27 protein-coding genes and 1 riboswitch are annotated in these 24808 nt (G+C 45.0%); of the genes, 6 read left to right on the top strand and 21 right to left on the bottom strand.

All coding sequences use genetic code 11. The features are described from left to right. Positions 1-461: 461 nt before the first annotated feature. Both ERX35_RS09745 and ERX35_RS09740 read right to left on the bottom strand, forming a co-directional pair. Positions 462-1160 (bottom strand): KinB-signaling pathway activation protein, encoded by a 699-nt coding sequence (locus ERX35_RS09745; RefSeq protein WP_149459710.1) that lies wholly within the window; start codon positions 1158-1160, stop codon positions 462-464. A gap of 13 nt (positions 1161-1173) precedes the next feature. After that, positions 1174-2226: an Mrp/NBP35 family ATP-binding protein gene (locus ERX35_RS09740; protein ID WP_425463270.1), complete on the bottom strand. Its 1053-nt coding sequence runs from the start codon at positions 2224-2226 to the stop codon at positions 1174-1176. Between the two features lie 150 nt (positions 2227-2376). On the opposite strand from ERX35_RS09740, the gene ERX35_RS09735 reads away from it, so the two are divergent. Continuing rightward, on the top strand, positions 2377-3837 hold the full coding sequence (locus ERX35_RS09735; protein WP_149459708.1) for an alpha-amylase: 1461 nt from the start codon (positions 2377-2379) through the stop codon (positions 3835-3837). Between the two features lie 57 nt (positions 3838-3894). Here ERX35_RS09735 and ERX35_RS09730 read toward each other — a convergent pair whose 3' ends face one another. From ERX35_RS09730 to ERX35_RS09695, 8 genes are all read right to left on the bottom strand, one after another. Next, a complete protein-coding gene (locus tag ERX35_RS09730) occupies positions 3895-4368 on the bottom strand; it encodes a SepA family multidrug efflux transporter (RefSeq protein WP_246143154.1) in 474 nt (157 codons plus the stop codon). Positions 4369-4425: 57 nt separating this feature from the next. Beyond that, complete coding sequence (locus ERX35_RS09725) at positions 4426-5976, bottom strand: amidohydrolase (RefSeq protein WP_149459707.1); 1551 nt, start codon at positions 5974-5976, stop codon at positions 4426-4428. 61 nt (positions 5977-6037) lie between these two features. After that, positions 6038-6901: a KPN_02809 family neutral zinc metallopeptidase gene (gene ypfJ / locus ERX35_RS09720; protein ID WP_149459706.1), complete on the bottom strand. Its 864-nt coding sequence runs from the start codon at positions 6899-6901 to the stop codon at positions 6038-6040. 131 nt (positions 6902-7032) lie between these two features. Then, on the bottom strand, positions 7033-8202 hold the full coding sequence (locus ERX35_RS09715) for an efflux RND transporter periplasmic adaptor subunit (RefSeq protein WP_149459705.1): 1170 nt from the start codon (positions 8200-8202) through the stop codon (positions 7033-7035). A gap of 85 nt (positions 8203-8287) precedes the next feature. Beyond that, positions 8288-8518: a hypothetical protein gene (locus ERX35_RS09710; protein ID WP_149459704.1), complete on the bottom strand. Its 231-nt coding sequence runs from the start codon at positions 8516-8518 to the stop codon at positions 8288-8290. Between the two features lie 8 nt (positions 8519-8526). Beyond that, positions 8527-9714, bottom strand: a complete 1188-nt coding sequence (locus ERX35_RS09705) for a UTP--glucose-1-phosphate uridylyltransferase (protein WP_149459703.1) — start codon at positions 9712-9714, stop codon at positions 8527-8529. A gap of 61 nt (positions 9715-9775) precedes the next feature. Then, on the bottom strand, positions 9776-10282 hold the full coding sequence (locus ERX35_RS09700) for a metal-dependent hydrolase (RefSeq protein WP_149459702.1): 507 nt from the start codon (positions 10280-10282) through the stop codon (positions 9776-9778). 74 nt (positions 10283-10356) lie between these two features. After that, positions 10357-10875: a hypothetical protein gene (locus ERX35_RS09695; RefSeq protein WP_149459701.1), complete on the bottom strand. Its 519-nt coding sequence runs from the start codon at positions 10873-10875 to the stop codon at positions 10357-10359. A gap of 120 nt (positions 10876-10995) precedes the next feature. Here ERX35_RS09695 and rarD point away from each other — a divergent pair, with 120 nt between their 5' ends. The 4 genes from rarD to ERX35_RS09675 all read left to right on the top strand — a co-directional run bounded on the left by rarD (position 10996) and on the right by ERX35_RS09675 (position 13453). Continuing rightward, positions 10996-11895, top strand: coding sequence for an EamA family transporter RarD (gene rarD, locus ERX35_RS09690; RefSeq protein ID WP_342779914.1), 900 nt, complete (start codon positions 10996-10998; stop codon positions 11893-11895). Between the two features lie 141 nt (positions 11896-12036). Continuing rightward, positions 12037-12297: a SunI/YnzG family protein gene (locus ERX35_RS09685; RefSeq protein ID WP_149459699.1), complete on the top strand. Its 261-nt coding sequence runs from the start codon at positions 12037-12039 to the stop codon at positions 12295-12297. A gap of 106 nt (positions 12298-12403) precedes the next feature. Beyond that, the gene (locus tag ERX35_RS09680; protein WP_149459698.1) at positions 12404-13120 is read left to right on the top strand and encodes an SDR family NAD(P)-dependent oxidoreductase; all 717 of its coding nucleotides are present in this window, start codon (positions 12404-12406) and stop codon (positions 13118-13120) included. Between the two features lie 15 nt (positions 13121-13135). Next, positions 13136-13453, top strand: coding sequence for a heme oxygenase (locus ERX35_RS09675; RefSeq protein WP_149459697.1), 318 nt, complete (start codon positions 13136-13138; stop codon positions 13451-13453). A gap of 449 nt (positions 13454-13902) precedes the next feature. On the opposite strand, the gene ERX35_RS09670 is transcribed toward ERX35_RS09675, so the two are convergent. The 3 genes from ERX35_RS09670 to ERX35_RS09660 all read right to left on the bottom strand — a co-directional run bounded on the left by ERX35_RS09670 (position 13903) and on the right by ERX35_RS09660 (position 16718). Next, positions 13903-15249: a YjiH family protein gene (locus ERX35_RS09670; protein WP_149459696.1), complete on the bottom strand. Its 1347-nt coding sequence runs from the start codon at positions 15247-15249 to the stop codon at positions 13903-13905. A gap of 282 nt (positions 15250-15531) precedes the next feature. Then, positions 15532-16050: a GNAT family N-acetyltransferase gene (locus ERX35_RS09665; RefSeq protein ID WP_149459695.1), complete on the bottom strand. Its 519-nt coding sequence runs from the start codon at positions 16048-16050 to the stop codon at positions 15532-15534. A 29-nt stretch (positions 16051-16079) separates the two neighbouring features. Then, positions 16080-16718 carry a tetratricopeptide repeat protein gene (locus ERX35_RS09660; RefSeq protein WP_149459694.1) on the bottom strand — a complete coding sequence of 213 codons (639 nt, stop codon included), beginning with the start codon at positions 16716-16718 and terminating at the stop codon, positions 16080-16082. Positions 16719-16885: 167 nt separating this feature from the next. Between ERX35_RS09660 and ERX35_RS09655 the strand changes: the two genes are divergently transcribed. Continuing rightward, positions 16886-18022: an MFS transporter gene (locus tag ERX35_RS09655; protein ID WP_149459693.1), complete on the top strand. Its 1137-nt coding sequence runs from the start codon at positions 16886-16888 to the stop codon at positions 18020-18022. 117 nt (positions 18023-18139) lie between these two features. Here the strand turns inward: ERX35_RS09655 and ERX35_RS09650 are convergent, their stop codons facing one another. From ERX35_RS09650 to ERX35_RS09615, 8 genes are all read right to left on the bottom strand, one after another. Next, positions 18140-18535, bottom strand: coding sequence for an NUDIX hydrolase (locus tag ERX35_RS09650; protein ID WP_149459692.1), 396 nt, complete (start codon positions 18533-18535; stop codon positions 18140-18142). A 65-nt stretch (positions 18536-18600) separates the two neighbouring features. Next, on the bottom strand, positions 18601-19125 hold the full coding sequence (locus ERX35_RS09645; RefSeq protein WP_149459691.1) for a cupin domain-containing protein: 525 nt from the start codon (positions 19123-19125) through the stop codon (positions 18601-18603). Continuing rightward, positions 19094-19750, bottom strand: coding sequence for a methylthioribulose 1-phosphate dehydratase (mtnB, locus tag ERX35_RS09640; RefSeq protein WP_149459690.1), 657 nt, complete (start codon positions 19748-19750; stop codon positions 19094-19096). The genes ERX35_RS09645 and mtnB overlap by 32 nt, the downstream gene beginning before the upstream one ends. Beyond that, entirely contained in the window at positions 19747-20400 is a 654-nt protein-coding gene (locus tag ERX35_RS09635) for an MtnX-like HAD-IB family phosphatase (protein ID WP_149459689.1), read from the bottom strand. The genes mtnB and ERX35_RS09635 overlap by 4 nt, the downstream gene beginning before the upstream one ends. Then, entirely contained in the window at positions 20388-21551 is a 1164-nt protein-coding gene (locus tag ERX35_RS09630) for a 2,3-diketo-5-methylthiopentyl-1-phosphate enolase (RefSeq protein ID WP_149459688.1), read from the bottom strand. The genes ERX35_RS09635 and ERX35_RS09630 overlap by 13 nt, the downstream gene beginning before the upstream one ends. Next, positions 21548-22579, bottom strand: coding sequence for an S-methyl-5-thioribose-1-phosphate isomerase (gene mtnA, locus ERX35_RS09625; RefSeq protein WP_149459687.1), 1032 nt, complete (start codon positions 22577-22579; stop codon positions 21548-21550). The genes ERX35_RS09630 and mtnA overlap by 4 nt, the downstream gene beginning before the upstream one ends. Next, positions 22576-23778, bottom strand: a complete 1203-nt coding sequence (mtnK, locus tag ERX35_RS09620) for an S-methyl-5-thioribose kinase (protein WP_149459686.1) — start codon at positions 23776-23778, stop codon at positions 22576-22578. The genes mtnA and mtnK overlap by 4 nt, the downstream gene beginning before the upstream one ends. A gap of 79 nt (positions 23779-23857) precedes the next feature. Beyond that, positions 23858-23961, bottom strand: a riboswitch (SAM riboswitch). An 84-nt stretch (positions 23962-24045) separates the two neighbouring features. Continuing rightward, positions 24046-24795: a class I SAM-dependent methyltransferase gene (locus tag ERX35_RS09615; RefSeq protein WP_149459685.1), complete on the bottom strand. Its 750-nt coding sequence runs from the start codon at positions 24793-24795 to the stop codon at positions 24046-24048. Positions 24796-24808: the final 13 nt, after the last annotated feature.

Below are 24808 nucleotides of genomic sequence, written 5' to 3'. Positions count from 1 at the left end.
AAACTCTCCATAATAGTTTGTCTGATAAAAGCTCGTTGACTGCTTAAGCCAGTCACTCTGAAAGTACTAAAGTACTCAAATTATTGGAATTAACGTTGACATATTGTCATTCAGTTTTCAATGTTCATTTTGGGGTTCAAAATTCATTTTAGCAGATGTTTTAGCTCTCTGCAAGAATTAAGACTACCTTATATACTATAAAGTGTTTCAACCACTTTCGCAAGTATCAATTTTACACTTTGTAGCAACTTGTTTGCTGTTGTTTACTGCGTTATTGCTGTCGTTTTCAGCGACTTTTATATCTTAACAAGGCTCTATATTAAAGTCAACACTTTACGACAACTTTTTTGCAGTTTTTTTTAATTCGTTAGTAAACCGTGTGTACCTTTATCGAAATAGTGTCTTTTAACCGTAAAAAAAGCATCCCTGAGCATTGTCAGAGACGCCTTGATAGCTTTATTCTACTTTTTCTTGTTCTTTCTGGCTGAGACTTTTGTATTCTTCACTTGCACCTTTTCTTCCGGTTTAATTTCGCCTTTCGCTACTTTACGTGCATAACGCTCTTGTCTGGATGCCTTATTATATTTCGGCAGCACAAGCAGCTGATAGGCATTACATAATAACAGCGGGAAAATAGTGCAGTATAACCACGTTGTATCCTCTACTCTTAAAAAAGGGATGAGTTCTACTGTTGTCATTACAATCATAAAGAACATCGCCGGAATCACAACATTCGTTTTCGTCAGCTTCACTTTATAGTAACTGACAATGACAGCCGCTATCAGTATTAATATTGGAATCCAGATAAAGTGCTGAATATCGCCGGCATGTCTGCCGAATCTCAAATAACGGAAATAGATCAGATCAAACAGTGCAAAAATGGTGATGACCGCCTGAATGGGATTCCACGCTGAGCGGAATATACCTGCTCCCAGCTGATGAATAAATAAATAACTGAAATATGCAAGCTGACTGATTGATGCAATTAGCAGGCCATAGCCGATAAACCAGATGAATGCTGCTATAAAGTCGCCGAACTGTCCTTTAAATAAATAGACAGTCAGACGGTCATATCCAAATATGAGGCTGACAAGCAGCGTTGCTATCAGTCCAAGCAGCAACGTCATCCCATAAAACTTACCTAAATTTCTTATTGTCACAGCTCTGCCTCTCTTACTTCTCTGTTTTCTCTATAACCTTCGCCGCCATATTTCTGTAAATAATGCCGAGCGGATGATCCGCTGCATAAACAGATGGGGCAAAGTCATATTCATTCCAGTCAGGCTGTGCAAGCGGCAGCTGACCGATCAATTCTGTATTCAGCTCGTCAGCTAGTTTCTCACCGCCACCTGTACCAAAGACATATTCTCTATTCCCGGTTTCACGGCTTTCAAAGTAAGACATGTTCTCTACAACGCCGAGAATGTCATGATTAGTATGGAGCGCCATAGCACCGGCACGCGCAGCAACGAATGCTGCAGTCGGATGCGGTGTTGTTACGACAATCTCTTTGCTTTTCGGCAGCATCTCATGCACATCAAGTGCCACGTCACCTGTACCCGGCGGCAGATCAAGGAGAATGTAATCAAGCTCGCCCCACTCTACTTCCCGGAAAAAGTTGTTGATCATCTTGCCAAGCATCGGCCCGCGCCAGATGACCGGTGTGTTTTCCTCGACGAAGAATGCCATCGAAATAACTTTGACACCGAAACGTTCAACAGGCACAATCATCTGCCCGTTGATTCCTGGACGTGACGTAATACCCATCATATCCGGTACACTGAAACCGTAAATATCCGCATCGACAAGCCCGACTTTTTTGCCGAGTCTTGCAAGTGCGACAGCCAGATTGACAGAGACCGTCGATTTACCGACGCCACCTTTACCAGAGGCGATTGAGATAAATTCTGTATTCTTCAGTTGACGTTCAATCTCTGAACCTGTTTCAGCACGGAACTGTTCAAGTGCTGCATCTTCCAGCTGTTCAAATCTCAGACCGACTGTACGCGCACCATTAGCTTTCAATGTTTCGACGATCTTAGTCTGCAGGTCAAGCTGCGGCTGTCCGCCAAGCTTTGCCATAGCAATCTTCACACTGACATGCTCTTTCTCTTCTTTAATAGTGACTTCTTTAATGCCGCCTGTTTCTTTCAATGGAATATTGATGATTGGATCTAGAATTTCACCAAGCAGATTTGTTGCCGCTTCTATAGTTAACACATTCATACGCCCCTTTAATTATTCATTACTATAAGGATAACAAAAAACACGTCCTTTGTATAAATGTATTATATGACAAATTTTTAACTACTTTAGGATTGAAAGAGTATAATTAAGGTTATTAACAACCATACTCAGACAATCAGGAGGAAGACGATGATACTCAACCACACAATCATGCAGTATTTTGAATGGTACACAAACGGCGACGGCAACCACTGGAATCGACTGAAAGAAGATGCAGCAACACTGAAAGAACGCGGAATAGACGCCGTATGGATTCCGCCGGTCACTAAGGCTGACAACAATCAAAACCCGGGTTACAGTGTCTATGACCATTTTGATATAGGAGAGTTCGACCAAAAAGGCAGCGTCCGCACAAAATATGGCACGAAAGAGGAATTAAAAGCAGCGATTCAGGCATGCCACGACAATGACATTAAAGTATATGTTGATGTGGTTATGAACCACAAAGCTGGTGCTGATGAGACTGAAGTGTTCCAAGTAGTTGAAGTAGACCCGGAGAACAGAACCGAAGTGATTTCAGAACCATTTGATATAGAAGGTTACACGAAATTCACTTTCCCCGGCCGTAACGGTAAATACAGCGACTTCATCTGGAACTATACGCACTTTAACGGCACAGATTACGATCATGCGACCGGTAATACAGGTGTCTACCGTATTCTCGGAGAAAATAAAGGCTGGAATGAAAATGTCGATGACGAAAAAGGTAACTTCGATTACTTAATGTTCAGCAATATCGACTACAAGCATCCAGATGTCAGAAACGAAATGATTGAATGGGGCAAATGGCTGATAGATGAGCTTGGTATTGACGGCATGCGTCTTGATGCGATCAAACATATCGAAAGTTACTTCGTCCGTGACTTCGTGCAGGCGATGAACGAACATACGGATAACAACTTCTACTTTGTCGGTGAGTTCTGGCGCGCTGATGTTCAGACGAATGAAAGCTTCCTTGTCGACGCTGACTATTCTCTTGATTTATTCGATGTCGCGCTCCACTATAACTTAAAAGAAGCATCAGAAGCAGGTGCAGCCTATGACTTAAGAACGATCTTTGACAACACGCTCGTTAAGGAAAATCCATTAAATGCAGTGACATTTGTCGACAATCACGATTCTCAGCCGGGAGAGGCACTTGAGTCGTTCGTCAAAGACTGGTTTAAGCAGAGTGCCTATGCGTTAACTTTACTGCGTTATGACGGCTTCCCGGTCGTCTTCTACGGTGACTACTACGGCATCGCAGGTGACGCGCCGGTTGAGGGCAAACAGATGGCTATCGATCCACTCCTCTATGTCCGTAAAAAGAAAGCGTTCGGTCAGCAGGATGATTACTTTGACCACGAAAATGTTATCGGCTGGGTAAGACGCGGGGCGAAGGAAGTTGATCATTCCGGCTGTGCAGTCATCATCAACAGCGGCACAGAAGATGCGGAAAAAACAATGTTCGTCGGTAAAGAGCGTCAAGGACAAGTGTGGATTGACTACACGAACACACGTGACGAGGAAGTCATCATTGACGAAGAAGGAAATGGCCTGTTCAAAGTGAATCCGGGCAGCGTCTCTGTCTACTGCCAGAAAGAAGAATAACAACAATTCACGAGAAAAAGGTGACGGCGTATAATAGCCGTCACCTTTTTCATATTGTCAGTCATCATTCTTCTGATTTAAATTCTCACTGTCCGGATAAAACAGTTCTGTCAGTGCATAAAGTATGCCGATGATCACTAGAATGACAAAATAATTGATCTTAATATATTCGTAATTCAAATGCACAAACAAATAAAAAATCGTCGTACTGATAAACACAACTAATGAATGAAACTTAAACCCTTGCAGCAACGAGTGCTCAGGATAATTCTTTTTCAGCTCATCAAAAATAAATTCGATGAATACAAGAAGAAAATAGCCGGTCAGCATATAAGAGCCATAATAGAATAAATTATCTACAAAGCTCTGATTGTAAGTAAACTCAGCCAGCTTCCAGTAAATCAAAATACGGCTTAAACCAAATAAACCGAAAGCAACCATTACTACAAAGGTGATGCCGGACAATAATACGATAGCTGTGATCATCAGCAGTGATAGCAGCGTCCTGCCATTGACTTTGAAGCCCTTCACTCTATCCCTTCTTCCTGAATCTGTTGACGCCTATATATTAACATAGTCTGACGTTTCTTAATAAATAGTACTATACACAATATCTCCGTCAACGACAGTCATAGCGACTTTAATTTGATGAATATTAAACGGGTTGATGGTGAAAGGATCCGCCTCGAGTATGGTGAAGTCTGCAAGGTAGCCTGCTTTAATGAGCCCGTTATCCGGACGTTCTGCTACAGTCGCTGCAAGCTCCGTATACAACCTGACAGCATTGAAGACCGAAAGTGCTTCGTCCATCGTATACTGCACTGCAGCGTCAAACGGCCGGCGGTTCACCGCTGCATCTATTCCGACCAGTGGATTGAAGCTCTCAATCGGTGCATCTGAGCCGCCGCCGATAATTATGCCTTTATTAAGCAGTGTCTGCCAGGCATAAGCGTAAGTCAGCCGCTCTTCACCAACCCGCTCGATCGCCCATGGAAAGTCTGATGTCAGAAACGACGGCTGCACGTCACAAATAATCGGCAGCTCCGCCATTCTGTCTATCAGGTCTTCAGCAAGAAAACTCACATGAATGAGCCGGTCGCGTCCTGACCGCGGCGGATACTTCTCAACAGCATCAAGCACCATTTCACAGGCACGGTCGCCGATCATATGGACTGCGACTGTTGCACCGTAGCGGCGTGCTTTCTGCACTTCTGCTTCCAGTTCCTGCTGCGTATAGATCGCAAGTCCTGAAGTTTCCGGCGCATCGCTGTACGGTTCACGGAACAATGCTGTTCTGCCGCCGAGCGCCCCGTCTGCATAAAACTTCATTGAATCAGCTTTTATCCAAGTATCATACGTATAGTCGGATGCCATCAGTTCCTCAAATATAGATGTATGGCGCAGCAGGTTCAGCCGCAGCTGCTTCTTACCCTTGCCGAATGTATGTTGATAAGCGCGGAAAACATTATGAAAATTATTATAATAACCGAGGTCTTCTGTATGGATGGCGGTCAGCCCGACTGCATGCATAGCGTCTGCTGCCCGTTCCATGTGACGGGACAATGATTCCTCCGTCTCATGCACGCTTGCATTGACGAACAGTTCCATCGCATTGTCGTGCACCCAGCCATTCAGCATTCCATCCTGCCGCTCAAAATGCCCGCCTTCCATATCTGCAACGTCTTCACTGATCGCTAAAGCATTAAAGGCCGCACTGTTGACGATAGCTGCGTGACGGCAGATGCGCTTTACAATCACTTTATGTGACGTTACTGCATCCAGTTCCCTGCGTGTCAGCTTATGATTCAGCTGATTGTCATCGTAGCCTTCGCACACAAGCCAGCTGCCCTCAGGTAATGCTTCCGCGGCAGCTGCTATCTTCTTCATGACGTCATCAATCGAGCGGTCATCTCTGAAATCAATACCACCGAGCGCCATACCTGTACCGACGAGATGAATATGCGTATCAATAAATCCAGGAAACATTACCCGGCTCTTTAAATCAATGTATTCAGCGCCATCAATCTCCGGTGTCTCCTCAAACAATGCGACAATCCGGTTACCTTCCACACCGACAGCAGCAACTGTTCTGCCTTCTTTGTCCATCGTGTAAATCGTACCATTATAATAAATCTTCATATGTGCCCCCTAACAAAAAAAGATATACTATCGCTAGTATATCTCTTAATGATTGAACTGACTATAACGGTAAACCTAATGCTTCAAAAGTGTTGCCGCCACGTATATCACCTGACTCAAAACCTTGATTGAACCATTTCATCCGCTGCTCACTTGATCCATGAGTGAATGTATCTGTATTGACGCGGCCTGTTGCCTGCTTCTGCAGTGTATCATCGCCGACAGCCTGTGCTGCTTTGATCGCTTCTTCAATGTCGCCTGCTTCAGTGACACCCATCTCTTTCTCGTAATGGGCATACACACCCGCATAATAATCGGCCTGCAGTTCCATTGCTACAGAATATTTATTAAATTCTGTTTCACTTAACTGCTGTCTCAGACGATTGACTTTGTCAGCGACTCCCAGCTGATTCTGCACATGGTGACCTACTTCGTGCGCGATAACATAAGCCATCGCAAAGTCACCAGGCGCCTGGAATCTCTGATCCAGTTCATCCATAAATGATAAGTCAATATAAAGCTTCTCATCCGCCGGACAGTAGAATGGACCCATATCAGAGCTTGCATTACCACATCCTGTTTGAATACCTTGAGAAAATAAAACCATCGTCGGCTCTTTATATGTCAGACCTTCCTGCTGAAATAAATTATGCCATACTGTCTCTGTATCTTTCAGAACAACACTTGCAAACTGCTGCCGGTCGCTCTGACCGGATTCACCCGTCTGCTGCTGTGTCTGCTGAGGCTGCTGTTGACTAGAAGAACCGCCGCCGAGAATATCAGAGGGATTGTTGCCCATCAGCATATAAATAATGGCAATTATAATCCCGAGACAGCCGACACCGCCACCTGTTGCCAATCCGCGGCCGCCACCGCCGCCGACATTTTCTACATTGGAGCTTCCTTGCCTACCTTGCCATTCCATAATGTATCCCCCTATAAAATAAGCTGTTAATGAATAACTTATTGTTTAATACCCATTATAGAATAATTATTATCATCTAAATCTATAAAATTTAAAGGAGAGCCAGCACTTAAACGGCTGCCTCTACTTTATTAGTCTTGAAATGCTTTAATTTTATCGATGGACGATAAGCCTTTCGTCACTAAATACTGGCCACCGAGATGCGCCTTAATGACAACGAGTTCATTGTTCGTCTCTTTGCCATACACTTTCTGGACATAATATTTCGTTACAGGTTTCTTTAGTTTCTTATCTTTCTCCTTCGTCACGACGTCTTTCATGACAAAGCGTTCCGGCAGCCATATATGATTTTTATATGACGGATAAACCTTCACATGAAGCGGATCACCATCGACAAGATGGTCGGCCTTGTTAAGAAACCCGCTGTACTGGAATTCTGAAGCTTCGGGTTTTTTCGTTTCAGGCTGCTCAGTCGTCGGCTGCTCAGTTTCAGGCTGTGATGCTGCCACCGGTAAATTCCCTTCAGCCAGATGTTCCACTGGCGTTTTGCTGATCGTCTCCAGCTGTCCTTTAAATGTCTCACCTTTTACTGCAGAGCTTGTCACCTTCAGCTTCATATTAGGCTCAAGAAACTGCATGTCATAACGGTTGGCAGTTCCATCTATATAAAGTGCATCCATACTTAACGTGACGACCGGCTTGTACTGGCTGCTGCTTGTGAATGACTGCAGTTGTTCCTCGTTGACGGAAAGCACTGTGCCGTCTGCTCCTGCTTTTACCGTCAAGTCATCAATCTGCTTAACGATTCTCTTCTGTCTCTCCTTAAGAATATCGATGTTATTCTCAGCTTTCGTCAGTTCGGAGTCCAGCCAGTTCAACTGTGCATTAATTGTTGCGGTGTCCCTCGCAGCAGCTGTCAGTTTCTTGTCCTCATAAGCTGCAATCTGACCTCTCACCTGCTCTTTAGCGACCCGTCTATTATCCAGCTGCAGTTCAACTTCTGTCTCATCGTTGTTCAATCGTTCATCAATATAGGTGAAGAGCGGATCCCCTTTTTGGACTTTATCTCCTGTCTGCACGTGCATCAGTACAGGTTCCTTCTGCGAAGCCCGCAAATAATAGAAGCCGAGCTTCTGTCGAGCTTCTGCCTTAGTATTGATGACATGATTCTTCATCCGTTCATCAATATCGAGCGTGTTATTCGCATTCATTGCCCGGAACGTCATAAAAATCCCGCTTATGATGATAAGTCCAAGTATTACAAGTGTTAATATTACCGGCCAGAACCAACTCTTTTTCATATACAGCCCTCTGCATCATATTTTTTCATTTAGTGTAGCAATAAATCATAGTGTTATTATTAAGTGACGCTAAATTATTTGTAAATTATTTGATGAGCCGGTCATCATCTGACTTAATATGTGAATTGAAGTCTTTCATATTCTGACGTTTGACTGACTGATGATAACGGTAGAGCAGCAGCAAAAAGACAAGCCCTACCAATAAAGACACATAGCCCATAAAAGTCAGTTCACCGCGCCCGGCTCCTATAATATAGTAATAAGCAAAATAAAAGTTGAGCAGTGCGATGACGCTCATCCCGATATACGGATACATCCAATCACCTACAATATCCCGTTGTCTAGTAATGCCTGACGTGCCGTCTCTATGCTGTCTCTGCCTTCTTTATTTTTCAGCGGACTGAACTCTGAATGTCGTTCAACTTGTAATGTGCAAAACGACTGTGCATACTGAAAAATATCGAAGTAGAACTTCTCAAATTTCAACGTCTCTTTCTTCACAACTTCGAAGTCTTCATCAAGCTGCGCCAAATTCTTGATTGCTAAGTGGTAGGGCAGCTCTTTCTGTGACGCTTCCTGCAGAAAGTCCAGTCTAAAAATATGGATGCCGATGTTGGCGTTCTTGAACGTATTCTCCATACCTTCCGGCAGTTCTGTGTATTCCATCACACGCTTCTTATCATCGACCATAATGACGCGGCCGACACTTTCTGCTTCAAGCGGTGCGATGGTCTTTGTTGTCACGTCTGCATTTGATTCGACAGCAAGACCACATAATACAGGGTCCAGCACTTTGACCAGCACATTATCAATGTTATTTAAATATACGTGAGTGACACCTTGTTTGTTCATTCTATTATATATGCCGGTAGCAGCCATCGCCTCAAAGACACCACCGTTGCCGTTCGGTGCTGTCAGCAATGTGCTGCCTGCGTTCAGCAGCAGTTCCCCTGCCGGAGATAATGCGACAATATTCGGCTGCTTGAAGAAAGTAACTGCTGAATCCGGGTAGCCGAAATAATCATGACGGCTGAAGAACTCAATTGTTTCGTGATGATTAATGTCACTTGTCATAACATACCAGGGCACAGTGACGTTCAGCTGTTCATTCAGGCGGAGCAGCTGATCGGCCTGCATCTGGAAGAGGCTGATGCCGTCGAATGAGAAGGTTCCTTTCGGCCCTTTATGAGCAAGCCGTGTCCCTTGTCCACCGGCCATTAACAAAGCGGCAAACCTGCCTGCCTGAATCGCCTCAAGTCCAAGCTGTTCAAGTTCCTGAATGCGGGCATCCGACATATCGCGCTTCACTTCAGCTGCTACATCTGTCACTTCGCCTGCTGGTGCTGCCACATGACGATTCACATATACTTCTTCGTACAGCGCTTTGATTTCTTCTAAATCAAGCGCACTGAGTTCCTGTTCAAGATTATTTTTTTCACTTTCAGACATCATGGTTATCATTTCAGTGATGAGATGATGATGATATTTTGGTAAATCCTGAATATTAGCCATAGTTTCTCCTTTGAAATACATAATTTCTCTTCCATTATAATTTGTTTAAGTCGTTAGTGCATTATAAATGTATCCACTCGAGTGTCCGGTGGAATATTTCTGTATAGAGCAGATAAGCGGTCAGCAGTGAAAACGTCGTCGCCAGTGATAAATCCATGGCACCGCCGGTCTTGAAAGTCAGCGGCAGCGTCACTTTGTAATCGAGCGGAAACAATAAGGCCACTCCTCTCGGTGTCATCATATCAAGCAGAATATGGCTCGCTATTCCGAGCATCGCACATATGATATAAGTCAGCTCAATGTTGCTGAGCGTCATCAGCACCGCAATAATAGCCATAAACAACAAAGAATGCGTGAGCGTCCGATGCCCGAAGAAAAAATTAATCAGTCTGCTCAGCAGTTTGAACTCCCTGCCGATCTTGCTGCCTGAATGGCAAATATCAGGGACCAGGCTGAAAACACCGGTCGTTCCGATCATTACGGCACTTGTGCCGATATCATGTGATGTATTAATCGCATAGGCGGTCCCGAGCAGAATGCCGAAAGCCGCATGAGTTTTACCTGTCATAATCGATTCCTTTCCTGACAATAAAAAAATCTACTTCTTCGCTGATTGAGGAGTAGATTTATTATTGGTTTTAATTAAGGGGCCACGTCGGGTTGAGGTGCTTCTGTCGACAATCCGCCCGGCTTTATTATCTCTGTGGAAACCGGCTGCTCTGTCGCCGCCTCGCTCGATGGAGACTCAGTCGTCGGCGTTTCAGTTGCAGGCTCAGGCTGCTCTACTGCTTCACACTGCTTGTGCTGACAAATGTAGCCTTCTGCCGTCAAGTTATTCCACGCTCTTGAATATTCCACTGAATTTTCGATGTCAGTACATGTTTTAGTATCAGCCATACTTGCCTCTGTCAAACATGATTTTGCTTGATTATATTTATCAGTATCCAGCCCTTCAGCCGTGCTTGATTTTTTGCGTCCACGTTCTTTAGCCGCTTCAATCTTCTTCCGGGCATCATCTGATTGCTTGACCTTCACTTCTACTTTAGGTGTTTCTGTCGTTCCGTCCGCGTTCACAGTTTTTTTGTCTTCAGTCTTTGGCGTGCTGTTACAGGCACTAAGTAAGACTGATAAACTTAACAGCAGCAGCATTAGTTGTTTCATCAAGTCTCTCCTAACATACTGTATTTATCTATTATACTGATTATCCGGAAAATGTGAATTTATTTTTAGTACACCTCACTATATCTGTTATGATAATAGCATTACTAAAGGAGTGAAATCATGTCAGAACAACAAAAAGGTATCATTTTTGCGGCAACCAGCTATCTGTTATGGGGTATACTTCCCTTTTACTGGCGTCTTATCGGCGGTATCGGTGCCTATGAAATTCTTGCCCACCGGATTATCTGGTCATTTGTCTTTATGGTTATTTTAATTGTGGCACTCGGAAAGACGACAGCGCTCAAAGTTCAGACGCTTCAGCTGCTGACGAACAAGAAAGCTGCCATCAGTCTATTTGTCGCAGGTGTCGTCATCGCTTTTAACTGGGGACTCTTCATCTGGGCGGTCGCCAATCATCATGTGCTGCAGGCAAGCCTCGGTTATTATATCAACCCCCTGATGAGCATACTGCTCGGCATGATTTTTATGAAGGAGCGCTTTTCAAGAGTAGAATGGACTGCCATCATACTGGCAGCGCTCGGCGTTCTCTATATGGCATTGTCCATTGGTGAGATTCCTTATATCTCGCTGCTGCTGGCTGTATCATTCGCCCTGTACGGGCTGATTAAAAAGAACGTCAAGATGGATGCGATGTTCACGATTCTTCTTGAATGTCTGGCCACACTGCCGTTTGCGCTTGCAGGGATATGGTACTTGAAAGCTGTCGGCATGAGCAGCTTCGGCTATAACAAAGACAGTGGCATTCTGCTGTTTTCAGGCATATTGACAGCTATTCCGCTGATCTTGTTCACAGCAGGCGCCAGACGAATTCCGCTGTCACTGATCGGCTTCCTTCAGTATATCGCTCCGACGTTAATGTTCATTCAAGGCGTCTTCCTCTATAATGAAGCATTCAGTATGACGCACCTGATCACTTTCGCCTGCATCTGGTTAGGTCTTATCATTTACAGCTGCGCTAAATATCAGCAGTACCGCACGCAGCGAAGACTATCGGCGTAATAGAGGACATCATTTTGTGCTTCAATTACGTTCAAAAAAAGTTAAAAACGTTTAATTTCGTTTAAGCGTGTCACTTAAATTGTAAGCGAATGCAAAATACAGTATATTAAAGCTATAAAAATGATAAGGATGTGTTTAGCAATGGCAATGAGAGTAACTAAGAATGATAAAGAAGTAAGCATCAAATGGCGTGTAGCAGATATCGTAATTCCTAACGAGGATATCGTAAGTGTTAAAGAAGACACTAACATTTACGCGAGCACGAACGAAGACGAAGCTAACGTTGTGAGAATCGGTTCTACTTTCGGCAAAACCAATCGCATTCTTTTAGATACTAAAGATAAACACTACATCATTTATACGCATAACGACAAAAAGATTCTTAATGAATTAAGCAAATAATTGACGGCCATCCATTATGGATGGCTTTTTTTGCGTCGTTCATTCATATGATTAGTGTTTTGCCGCCTACTTTTGATACGATGAGACTAGCAGAAGGAGGTTGAACATGGAAAACTTATCAGGTAAATCAGCATTGATCACCGGCGGCTCGCGCGGCATCGGCCGTGCAGTCGCACTGAAACTTGCAAGTATTGGTGTCAACATCGCGATTACGGGACGTAACTATGAGTCACTGCAGGAGACATTAGCTGCCGCTGACCAGTATGATGTGGATGCGGCAGCTATCGTCGCGGATATGAAGAACAAAGATGATATTAAAGCGGCTGTCAATCATACGATTGAAACGTTCGGCCATATTGATATTTTAATCAACAATGCCGGCGTGATGGACAATGCATTATTTCTCGATACGACTGAAGAGATGTTCCGCGATCTTTTTGAGACGAATGTCATGGGGCCTTATCACATGATGCAGCAAGTACTGCCGCAGATGATTGAACGAAAGACCGGTGATATCGTCAACATCGCTTCTATGTCTGCCGTCAATGCCTCTGAGCAGACAGCCGCTTATTCAGCGACTAAGTTCGCACTGACGGGGCTGACAGAAGGTGTGATGAAAGAAATGCGCAAACATAATATACGTACATTCACTATCAATCCATCTGCTGTGCTGACAGACTTAATCGGCGAACCATCACTTGAGCGGGATACAATGATCCATGCAGAAGATGTCGCAGATGTCATCGTCAGCCAGCTGCAGCTGAACCGCAGAGTTTTCGTGAAGACCAATCAAATTTGGGCGACAAACCCACAGCAGAAATAATAGGAGGAACTTTATATGTTTATCGTCACTAACCGTATCAAAATGAAATCCGGCTTTGCGGAGAAAATGGCACCGATGTTCACTAAAGGCGGCGCTATCGAAGAGTTAAAAGGATTCATCAAAATTGAAACATGGTCTGTCCAAAACAATGAACATGACGAGCTTCATGTGAACACCTACTGGGAAACACTCGAAGACTTTGAAGCGTGGAAAACATCTGATGCTTTCAAGCAGGCGCACAGTCGTCCATCAGGCGGCGGAGAAAAAGGCGAATCACCAATGCTCGGCTCAGAACTCGTCATCTCAAAACTTGAAACAAAGTTAGAGAAATAATTCAGTTTTAGATTGATTATAATAAAAAGTGGCCTTCAGATGCTGTCTGAAGGCCACTTCTCGCTCAATTTCGGCGATTTCTCGGAATTTTGGCCTTCAGATGCTGTTTGAAGGCCACTTCTCGCTCAATTTCGGCGATTTCTCAGAATTTTGGCCTTCAGATGCTGTCTGAAGGCCACTTCTCACTCAATTTCAGCGATTTCTTAGAATTTTGGCCTTCAGATGCTGTTTGAAGGCCACTTCTCGCTCAATTTCGGCGATTTCTCAGAATTTTGGCCTTCAGATGCTGTCTGAAGGCCACTTCTCGCTCAATTTCGGCGATTTCTCAGAATTTTGGCCTTCAGATGCTGTTTGAAGGCCACTTTCTGTTATATTATTGCTTTAAACATAACAAACTCCCTGCAGACAGCTTCTGCAGGGAGTTTTCTTACGCTTAATTTTTGCTCGGACTATAAAATGAAATGCCCCATCAAGACGATAATCGGTAAGATGATAATCGTTCTAATCAAGAAAATAGCGAATAACTTAGGCAGGCTGACCGGAATTTTAGATCCCAGTATAACGCCCCCTACTTCTGATAAATAAATCAGCTGTGAAATACTCAGTGCTGCTACGACGAAACGCGTCAGTTCACTGTGTACATCAGCGATTAAAATCGCCGGCAGGAACATGTCGGCAAAACCAATCAGAATAGTTTCTGAAGCTGCTACTGCTTCTGGTACATTCATCAGCTGAAGAATCGGTACAAATGGTGCACCGACCCATCTGAAGAATGGTGTATATTCAGCAATCATCGTTGCCAGTGTTCCGATACACATAACAACAGGCAGCACCGCAAACCACATATCCATTACGGTACGTGAGCCGAGTGTCAGCAGGCCTTTAACATCCGCGCCTTTAATTCCACGTTCAACAGCGTTTTCAAAACCATATGTAATCGCATTATGCGTATCAGGTGTTACTTCGCTTAAGCGTTTTGTGGACCCGTTAGAGTAAGAATCGGCAATTTGTTTAAGCGGCCAAATTCTCGGTGTAATCATTGCTGCAACTAAACATGATACAATGACCGTGAAATAAAAATAGAAGAAATGATTCATTAAGTCTACTTTTTTTGCGATAACGATAGCAAATGTAATCGATACGACTGAGAAGCTGGTTGCAATGACTGTCGCTTCACGTCTTGTATAAAATCCTTCATCGTATTGTTTCGATGCCATCATCACACCGACTGTGCCATCACCGACGAATGACGCCAAGTTCTCAACCGCTGAACGACCCGGCAATGTAAATAGTGGTCTCATCACGCGTGAGAACATCGGGCCGATAAATTCAAACAGTCCGTAGTCCATTAGTAACGGCAGGAAAATGCCGGCGAAAAAGAAGACGGAGATTAAAGTCGGCAGTAAGCCGTTATAAATCAGTCCACCTGTCTCTTCTGTATTGATCCACGGTACATTCAAGTTAAAGTAGATGATGGTCGCAAATATACCACCAATGACGCGGATGAGCAGCCAGATCCAGTTCACTTCAAACAGATTTTTAAAGAATGACGTTTTCGCATTGCGTGTCAGTGAAAAATAAATCGTCAGTAAAATTGATAAAATAATAACAATATAAATTAACGTCGGCATAAATCCACCAATCAGATTTTTGAATTTATCCGCAAGCACTGCAACTGGCAGACTTGTTTCACCATTGATCTTCAATGGCGTCATAAAAAGAAATATCCCGATCAGAGATGCGATGATGAACTTCCATAAACCTTTCTTACGTTGACTCTCTGTATATTCGTTCATAAAATCCTCCAAAATTTATTCACTTTAAGTAATAAAAATACATTAACATGTTTATAATAACACATCAAAAGTATTAATATGCATTATTTTAACTAAATATTCTTTATCCATTTAAAGTGTTGTTCATACACTTACCATGAATGATTATACATGCAAATGAAACCGTTTACAACACAAAATAAACTGAAAATTAAATGTTTGCATAATAATATAACGTTTTTATAATGACAAAAAAACCCGGATGGATATGTTTCAATCCATTCGGGTTTAGAGCAGGAATCATTAATTGATATGGACATCCGCCTGTTTGTAGTACAGATTTTTCGGCGCAATGTTCGGATGTAGTTTCAGGTTACTTTTCACGAGCTTCCAGTCGTTCTTATAATAAAAAGCATTGGCGCGTACATCATGAACATCTGCTGTTAAGTAGTAACGTCCCGGTTCGGCAGTCAGTGCTGCCAGCAGAGCAGAGCCGATGCCATTCTGCCGGTAGCCCTGCTTCACAGCCATTGAAACGACTTCAAATGAGCTGTTCAGCACTTGCTGCTCATCAGCAGTGATAAACTGATCAATCAGTCCGCGATAAAACTGGTCCGCAGCGCTCATATAGCCGAACAGAAATCCGGTCACGATGCCGCTATTTGTGCTGACCAGACATCTGAATCCTTGAGTCTCACTATACTTCTTCATGTCTTCACATAATTGACGCATAGAACGCTTATCATCAAAGTTTGCGAGATGAAGTGCTGCAATGTCTTCAACATAATCGGGTAGTTCAACATTTGTTAGTTCTTTAATCATCCCTACCAATCCCTTCGTCAAACGATATATTAATCTTCAAAGATGATAGATTCGAGCATCTCGATTTCCTGCACGCTCATCTCTTCTCCAGCATTTTTGAAGTTCTTCTTCGCCAGCTTGAAGTGCTCTTTTGCCTCATTCTGGTTGTCCTGTGCTGCATTCAGTTCACCGAGTGCCCGGTGGATGGAACCAATGCCAAGTGCGTCTCCTGCTTTTTCTGCAAGTTGAAGCGCCTCTTTCAAAATTTGTACAGCTTCCGTGTATTTTCCTTCCTGCATATAAACGTAACCGAGCTCATAGCGATTGACTGATTTGAGTAAGTCATCGTCAGCGAAGTCAGTGCTGATGATAGCTGCTTCTTGTGCAAAATAATCTTTTGCTGCTTCAAACTCACTGTCCATGCGGGAGACAATGCCGAGTTCGTGAATAGCTGCATACTTGTCTTCAGCGGACTCTGCCCCTTCCAGCAGCCGCTGATATACTTCTTTCGCTTTTTCCAGGTTGAGCTTCAATGTATAGAAGTAACCGAGTGCGCTTAAATATTGAGTATAATCTTCGTCTTCAGGCTTGACATTGTTTTTCAAAGTCGCGAATAAACGTTCCGCTTCTTTCTCGTCTCCTTCATGAAACGCTTCAAATGCCTGGTCGATCGTCGTATTGATATCCATAGTATGTCCACCCCGTAAAATTAGTTGTTACTTAAATTTTAAACCGTGCAATATCGAAAGTCTATTATAAGCGATAAGTTTAGTGAATATTCTTGATAATACGTGTATTATTGTACTTCTGGCAGTATTTGTTATAATCATCATACGACTGAACAGAGAGGAATCATATGTCATATACTAAACTATTTACATTTATACTCAGTATTTTCGTCGTCGGTATGGTGGAGCTGATGATAGCCGGCATTTTGACGCTTGTCAGTGATGACCTGCATATATCAGAAGCGCTCGCAGGACAGCTGGTGACAATCTATGCCTTTACTTTTGCGTTATCAGGCCCGCTGCTTGTCAAACTGACCGAGAAGTATAACCCGAAATGGGTACTGCTCATTACAATGGGTGTCTTTATAATCGGTAATGCCATTAATGCCGCCGGACCGACATTTGCAGTCATTGTAGTCGGCCGCATCATCGCCTCGGCTGCCGCTGCGCTCATTGTCGTCAAGCTGCTCGCACTCACCGTCGTCTTAAGCCGGCCGGAAGTCCGCGGCAAAATGCTCGGACTCGTCTATATCGGATTCAGCGGTGCCAATGTGTTCGGCGTACCGATCGGCACTAAAATCGGTGAACTCTTCGGCTGGCGTGCAACGTTCTGGATGATTGTCGCTGTCAGCTTCATCGCTGCAGTACTATTGATGTTCCAGCTGCCGAGCAGAATCGCACCAGTATCACCAGCAACTGCCGGTAAGGTGAAATCAAAACTACTTTATCCGCAAGAAGCAGCTAAATATATTTCCATCACCTTTTTAATACTAGCAGCTAACTCAGCTGTTTTCACATATATCAGTCCCATAATGATCAACGGCGGCTATCATTTATCAGAAGTATCCATCGCCTTATTTATCGCAGGTATCGGCAGCATGACCGGCACAAGCCTTGGCGGGGCAATGACTGATAAACTTGGCAGCCGAAAGTGGCTGCTGCTCAGTATAGCTATCTTTATTCTATCCGTGTTACTCCTTAATGTGACGTTACCTGTCTACTTGCTGCTGCTGCTTATTATTCTGACGTGGAATTTATCAGAATGGGGGACAAACCCCGCCATCCAGATGGGTATCATCAATCAAGTAGAAGGCGATACGAGTCAGATCATGGCTTGGAATATGTCAGCATTAAATGCCGGCATCGGTTTCGGCGCATTAATCGGCGGTGTACTGGTTGAATATTTCGCACCGTCATTCAGCACTTATATCGCTGCCGCACTCGCTATTATCTGTCTGTTAATAGCGACGACTATTAAGAGATAGTCAGTATTATATCGGAATTTTGGCCTTCAAACTGGTTTTGAAGGCCACTTCTCTTTAATTTTCAGTGATTTCTCGGAATTTTGGCCTTCAAACAGCTCCTGAAGGCCACTTCTCTTGTCACTTTAAATAAGATAACAGCAGTTCTCTATCTTCCTCAAATGACAGGCTTAAATTCATTAGTCTATCGTAATCTATCCAGGCAATGTCATGAATCAGCTGGTCGGGATTATGAAACGTCCGATCGCCCCCTGTTATTTCAACTAAATAGTAGTTGATCGTCACTTCAAAGTCTTTAACAGTCGTCTCTTTAGTCTTCACAAAGCTTTGAATGGCTGCATGATAACCGGTTTCTTCATATATTTCACGAATGCAGCATGCTTCAAATGTTTCTCCTGCTGCTAAGCCGCCTGACGGAACAGACCACAGCTTTTCTTCGTCGGCTGTTCCCTGCAGGACCATCAGTAATTTCTTGTCCTGTAGACAAATGCCGGCTGAACCTTTAAATGCTTTCATGCCATCTCCTCCTTTCCTCTATACTACCAAAAAAGCACACCCTTAAAGAGTGTGCTTTTGTCATATTATGCTGTTTCTTCGTATACCGGCACCCAGCCTGCTTCATCCACAAAGATACGGACGGCAACGACTTTGCGGTTGTCTGCCAATGTAAAGTAATGACGGATGTTCGGTGGTACTGAGATTAAATCTCCTGGATTTAAATGAACTTCAAAGAACTCACCGTCTTTGCCCTGGATGACAAAGACGCCGTTTCCGCTGACAATCAATCTGACTTCATCATCCGTATGATGGTGTTCACGATTGAAGTTCTCGAGCAGCTGCTCGATGTTCGGTGTCGCTGATGATAAGCTGATGACGTCACTTGCCTTATAGCCGCGGCGCTCGCTGATATCCGCAATTTCTTCTTTATATGTATCAAGGATCGTCTGTTTGTCTTCATCTGACAGCTGATAGTTCTCGACTAATGCTTCCGGCAGCTTTGTCGTATCCCACTGTTCGTAGATCACTTCATTGTTCTCCAAAAATGATTTAACTTCCTCAGGATTTGAAAATTCTCTACCACTTTGCTGTAATTTTATTGTTGTCATTTAAATACACTCCTCTGTTATAGTAGTTGGCTTGATTTAACTTCAGTTGGTAATCGAATAAAAACTCTGCCGCTTCCAGCAGCTTGAAAGCTTCCGCGGCATCTTTCCCCCATACGTTGATGCCGTGGTTCCATATGAGCATGGCCCCTTTATCACCACGAATATGCGGTTCAAACAATGCGGCCAGTGTCGGAATGTCGGCTGGATTATCGATGATCGGAATCACAAGTTCGTCTGTCTCCTCCCACAATCCGAATGCTTTAATCAGCTCCTGGTTTTTGAAGCGGATATTGCCGTGCGCTTTATAAACGCTGGAGATAACATTGTTGTTGACTGTATGCACATGTAATGAACAGCCGGCGTTTGTCTTCTCAAATATCTGCAGATGAAGCAATGTTTCCAGCGATGGTCTGAGAGAAGTATCAATCGGTTCGCCGTTATTAGTCACATGGACGAAGCTGTCGTCTGTTGTGTCATATTTGTTGATGCCGCTCGTCGTCACGAGCAGACTGTCTGAATCGTAGCGGACTGCAAGATTGCCGCTTGTTCCGGGGAACCAGCCTCTGTCAGCGAGCCGTTGTTTGACGGCTGCAAGCTCGTTCCACGGTTGACTGCCGATAATCACTTCATCACCTCCTTTAATTGAATCGTTATATCATCAAATGTCTCAAACGGATAGAAAGCTAAATCATGGTCTTCAGCATAATCCGTCAGTTTGTCTGTCGTAAATAACAGCGCCGCTTCATGAGCCGCCAGCCGGTCTGTCAGACTGTCGCCGATGACAATCACGTCACTCGCCTCATGATTCACCGCGCGCAGTATCGACGGCTTGCATGTCCCGCATGCTTGACTGTCACATGCCTCGTCGCATGGATGACTCCAGTTGACCGCCATATAATCGCCTGACATATCGACGTCATTCGCAAATACTTCTGTCACACCGCGGAAGCGGCTGAGTATCGGATCGATGAAGAAGTGCATGCCCCCGCTGACAATATAGAACGGAATATCTTCAGCCCGAGCAAAATCCAGCAGCTCCTGAAATCCTTGACGGACCGGAATTTCATTGACGGCATAGTCAATGATATCTTCTTTCAGTGCCGTAGGAATGAGGGCAAACAGTCTAGTAACTCCTTCTTGAACAGAGATATCATCTGCAAGAATCTGTCTGATGATCGGTGCGCTTTCGTCAGGGACAAAGCGCTTCATAATAGAGACGATTGTATCTTTTGTCGTCACGGTGCCGTCAAAGTCACAGCAGATTATGAACCCCATAATGTCACCGCCTGCTCGTAGGCACTGCCCGTTGTACCGCCGTAATACAAGTCAATCGCTTCAGTAAATGCCCGGCCACCAGCCGCGGCACCTTCCGGATGACCATGAACGCCGCCGCCCGCATTGATGACTTGATCCACTCCGTAGCTATCAATCAGCTTATTGACGAGTCCCGGATGAATGCCGGCAGACGGTACAGGAAATGCCGCGCTAATCGGCAGCGTCTTCACACATTCAGCAACAATCGCTCCGGCTGTCTCCTCAGATAAAGTCACCGAGCCGAACGGTGCCGGAAAAAGCACTAAATCCGCACCAGCAAGACGCGTCAGTTTCGCGAGTATCAGCGGATAACTCAGACCGTAATCCGGACTGCCGGCAATCGCACCGCTGAACGCCGGATGCGCCATAAGCGGCACGCCGAGCTCAAGTGCCCTCAAACCTTTCAGTACATCAAGACCGTAGCTGTGCACATTGAACAAAAATGCCCGTGCGCCGAGTTCAACCCCGCGCCTTGCTTTTTCCGGCAGGTCGAACACTGGTCCTGATAAGTTCACGGCATAAATAACTTTCCTGCCGGTCTCCTGCTCCACTTCATCAAGTACACGGTTTGCAATTTGAATGCGCTCTTCAAACGGCAGTTCAGGCACGTCATACAAAATTTCATCGTCTTTAATCAGATTGACACCACCAAGTGCCTGAGCACGCAGCTGCTCCTCAAAGAACACTTTGTCCCGGCCGATGATTCCTTTAAATATACTCATCACAAGCGGCCGGCCGGCTACCCCGAGTAATTCTCTAATGCCTTCAATTCCAAATGCCGGCCCTTTGAAATGACGATAATAATCAGCTGCAAATTCAAGGTCTATCAGCTTCACTTCACCGTCCAGTGACAGCTTGCCGAACACTGTCGTTATAATAGAAGAAAAGTCCGGAGTGACATTGGATTCCGGATAGCCGATAACGACTTCCAGTAAATTTTCTTCCAGTACTTTCTTCTCGATGACCTGACCTTTGAACCGTTCCAGATGGTCACGGTCTTCAGCCGTCAAATCCGTCCAGCTGCCCACTGTCAGTCCGATCGCCAGCTTCTCAGCGACTGCGTCAATCTTCGATTCAGGCTGCCTGATGTGGTAAGTTGCGTTGATGGTCATGTCGTAATCTCCTTCTTCTCAAATAGCTGAATGATCGCTTCTTTATTTGCTTTGATAATGCCATGTTCTGTCGCAATGCCGGTGATCAATTTATGCGGTGTGATGTCAAAGGCCGGATTATAGACGGGAACGTCAGGGATGCTGAGTGCCTGCTCATTGAGCGTGGTCACTTCTACGCTCTGCCGTTCTTCAATCGGGATACGACTGCCGTCAGCGAGAGAAATATCAAATGACGGGGTCGGCGCAGCGACGTAAAACGGCACATTGTAGTAGTTCGCACAGATGGCCAGCGGCATCGTGCCGATTTTGTTCACTGTATCACCGTTAGCCGCAATGCGGTCACAGCCGACAATGACTGCATCAATCTTCCCCTGCTGCATGAGTGTCGCAGCTGTGGAGTCCGTGATGGTTGTCACATCGATGCCCGCCTGACTGAGTTCGTAGGCAGTGAGCGCGCCCTGCAGTCTTGGCCTTGTCTCGTCAGAGTAAACTTTAATGTTCCAGCCGCGCTCATGTGCGAGATACATCGGTGCTGTCGCTGTACCGTATGCGGCAGTCGCCAGTGCACCAGGATTGCAGTGTGTGAGCAGGGTCACGCCGTCATGCAGCACTTCAAGCAGATGTTCACCGATGCGGCGGTTAATCTCCGCATCTTCTTTAAAAATGTCGTGGGCCGCCTGCTCCAGACGCTGAATCGTTTCTGCCGGATTGTCCCTCACGAGCGGCTTCAGCCGGTTCAATGCCCACATTAAATTCACGGCGGTCGGTCGTGTATGCCAGAGGCGGTCAATGACATTCTCCATATAGTCCGTAAAGTGCGCGTCACCTGTAAACTGACGCGCTCCAATGACAGCACCGTATGCAGCTGTCATACCGATAGCGGGTGCACCGCGGACAATCATCTCTTCTATTGCCCGGGCAATCGTTTCGTAATCCGTGTAATCACGGTACACTGTCGCATGCGGCAGCTTCGTCTGATCGAGCAAAGTCAGCACGCCGTCGTTGTAGCTTAATGCATTGATGTTCATGCGACCTGCACCTCATAATCGTTATAAATGGAGAAGAGCGATGGATAGACTCTCGCTTCTTCTGGATACTGCACTAAAAATTTCGCGAACTTCAGCAGCTGCACTTCTTTCTGCAGACGGACGTCAGCAGAAAGTGATGTGATGTCACTGACTTTTGCGAGACCGACGATGCGTCTGATGATTTCCAGGCCTGCGATGACGTGTGCATCCCGTTCTATTTCTCTTATGTAACTTGCAAACACTTTCTCCTGCTTCAGTGAGACGTCACGCGTTTTATCTTTCAGAAGTTTGAGCGCACGACTTTTGAAATAGGCCTGCACTTCATTGATGACTGTCTCGATATAATGCGCCTGCGTTAAATCATGCTGTGCTTCGGCATGTGCATAGGCGAAGAAGAGGTGCGCAATGACATTGCCGACATCATAACCCGCCGGCCCGAAGAAGCCGAACTCCGGATCGATGACTTTTGTGCTGTCGCGATTTACAAACACTGACCCTGTATGCAGGTCGCCGTGGATCAGCGCTTCTGCTTTGTTCATAAACTTCAGCTTCGCCTGCGCCACTGCGACTTTCAGTTCTTCGTCGTCGTACAGCAATGACTGAACAAACGGCGCAAGCGTCTCGGACACTTCGTTACGGTGATTGTTATCATAGAACGGCTCTGTATAGACGAGGTCTTCTGATATTTCGCATAGTTCCGGGTTGATCATCTCCTGCTGCAGTGCTTTCTTTTCTTTCGGGTGAAGGACAAAGTCTGATGTATTAATCAATGTCTCTGCAAGGTAGCGTCCTAAGTCTTCCCCGAGGTTCGGAAATGAATCGCCGGTGTTCAGCGCACTGCGCAGTATTTTATGGTCGGCTAAGTCCTCCATAATGACGCATTTCATCGTCTCGTCTACTAAATAGACGGTCGGCGTTAAATCCGGCACGAATGAACCGTGAACTTCCAGCAGCTTCCCTTCGCGTATCGTGCGGTCGGTCGACAGTACAAATTCATCCGAAATACGCGCTGTACGGCCGGAATGTTTGACGATGACGGACTGCCCTTTACTGTCTTCAACACGGAAGACGTAGTTCAAATTACCGTCACCGATTTCCGTCGCAATGAGCTCGTCGCTACCGAAAAATTCGGTTTTATGGCGCACATAAGCTTTGACCGCTTCCTCATCCATTAGAAAATACTCTTCAAACTGACTCATTTCTTCACCTCATCTATTTTTTTGCAACAAAAAAAGACGTTTTCCCTGTCTCACAGAAAAACGTCGCCTTTAGTATCTCTACTTATCTTTCAGTACATGCGTACTGTAGGATTTGGCACCTTGTCCGTGTCGGCAGGTTGCTGGACTTCATCGGGCCTATCCCTCAGTCACTCTTGATAAGTTATTTAATTGGTTGATAGATAGAATCTTACAGCATAGTGAAAATTCCGTCAATTGCTTTTTTTCAGAAAGCTATAAATATTATGATTAAATATAGCCGTAATAGCAGCGGGTCACATTCGGCACCTTCACTTTTCCGTCTTCAGCAAACTCATGAAACATCTTAGTGAGTGCCTGCTCGAAAGCCGGATAATTCTCGTGGGAAGGCTCTAAAGAATAGCTTGCCGAGACGCAGCGGCCGACAAATTTCTTCAGCGTGTAATCAAGCGGATAGTCAAATTCAAACAGTTCAAAGTCACCTTCAAAGAAATCGCTGATGACTCCTTCTCCGCTGTCTTCACCCCCGCTGAATCCCTTGAAATCCGGGCAATGCTGCTTGAACACAGCATGCGTCTTCTTATTGATTGGTGCTTCTTCTATACGCGAGTTCCAGATGAGACAGACCGGACCATTGCCTGCTAAAATACGCTGACATTCTTTTTTGAAGTGATGTACTTCAAACCAATGGAACGACTGAGCCGCCGTAATCATATCGACGCTGTTGTCGTCAAGCTCTGTGTGCTCCGCAGGGCGCTCGCTGATGGACAGCTGACCGCACATCAGACCATCTCTCAGTTCATTGGCCATCGCCTGGTTCGGTTCAATCGCAATGACATGACAGCCGAGGTCGAGCAGCTTCTCCGTGAACTTCCCGGTGCCCGCTCCGATATCCGCGATAACCGTCTGTTCAGTGATTATAAACCGGTCTTTCATAAAGGCAAGCAGCGCATCTGGATAAGACGGTCTGCCCAGTTCGTATATTTCTGCTTTATTAGTAAACAGTTCGGTATTATCCACATCTGTAACCCCC

The organism is Macrococcus equipercicus (assembly GCF_004359525.2).
In the GTDB taxonomy this organism is placed as follows: domain Bacteria; phylum Bacillota; class Bacilli; order Staphylococcales; family Staphylococcaceae; genus Macrococcus; species Macrococcus equipercicus.
Note: the sequence above shows the minus strand (reverse complement) of the source record. Positions and strands in the feature narration are given on the sequence as shown.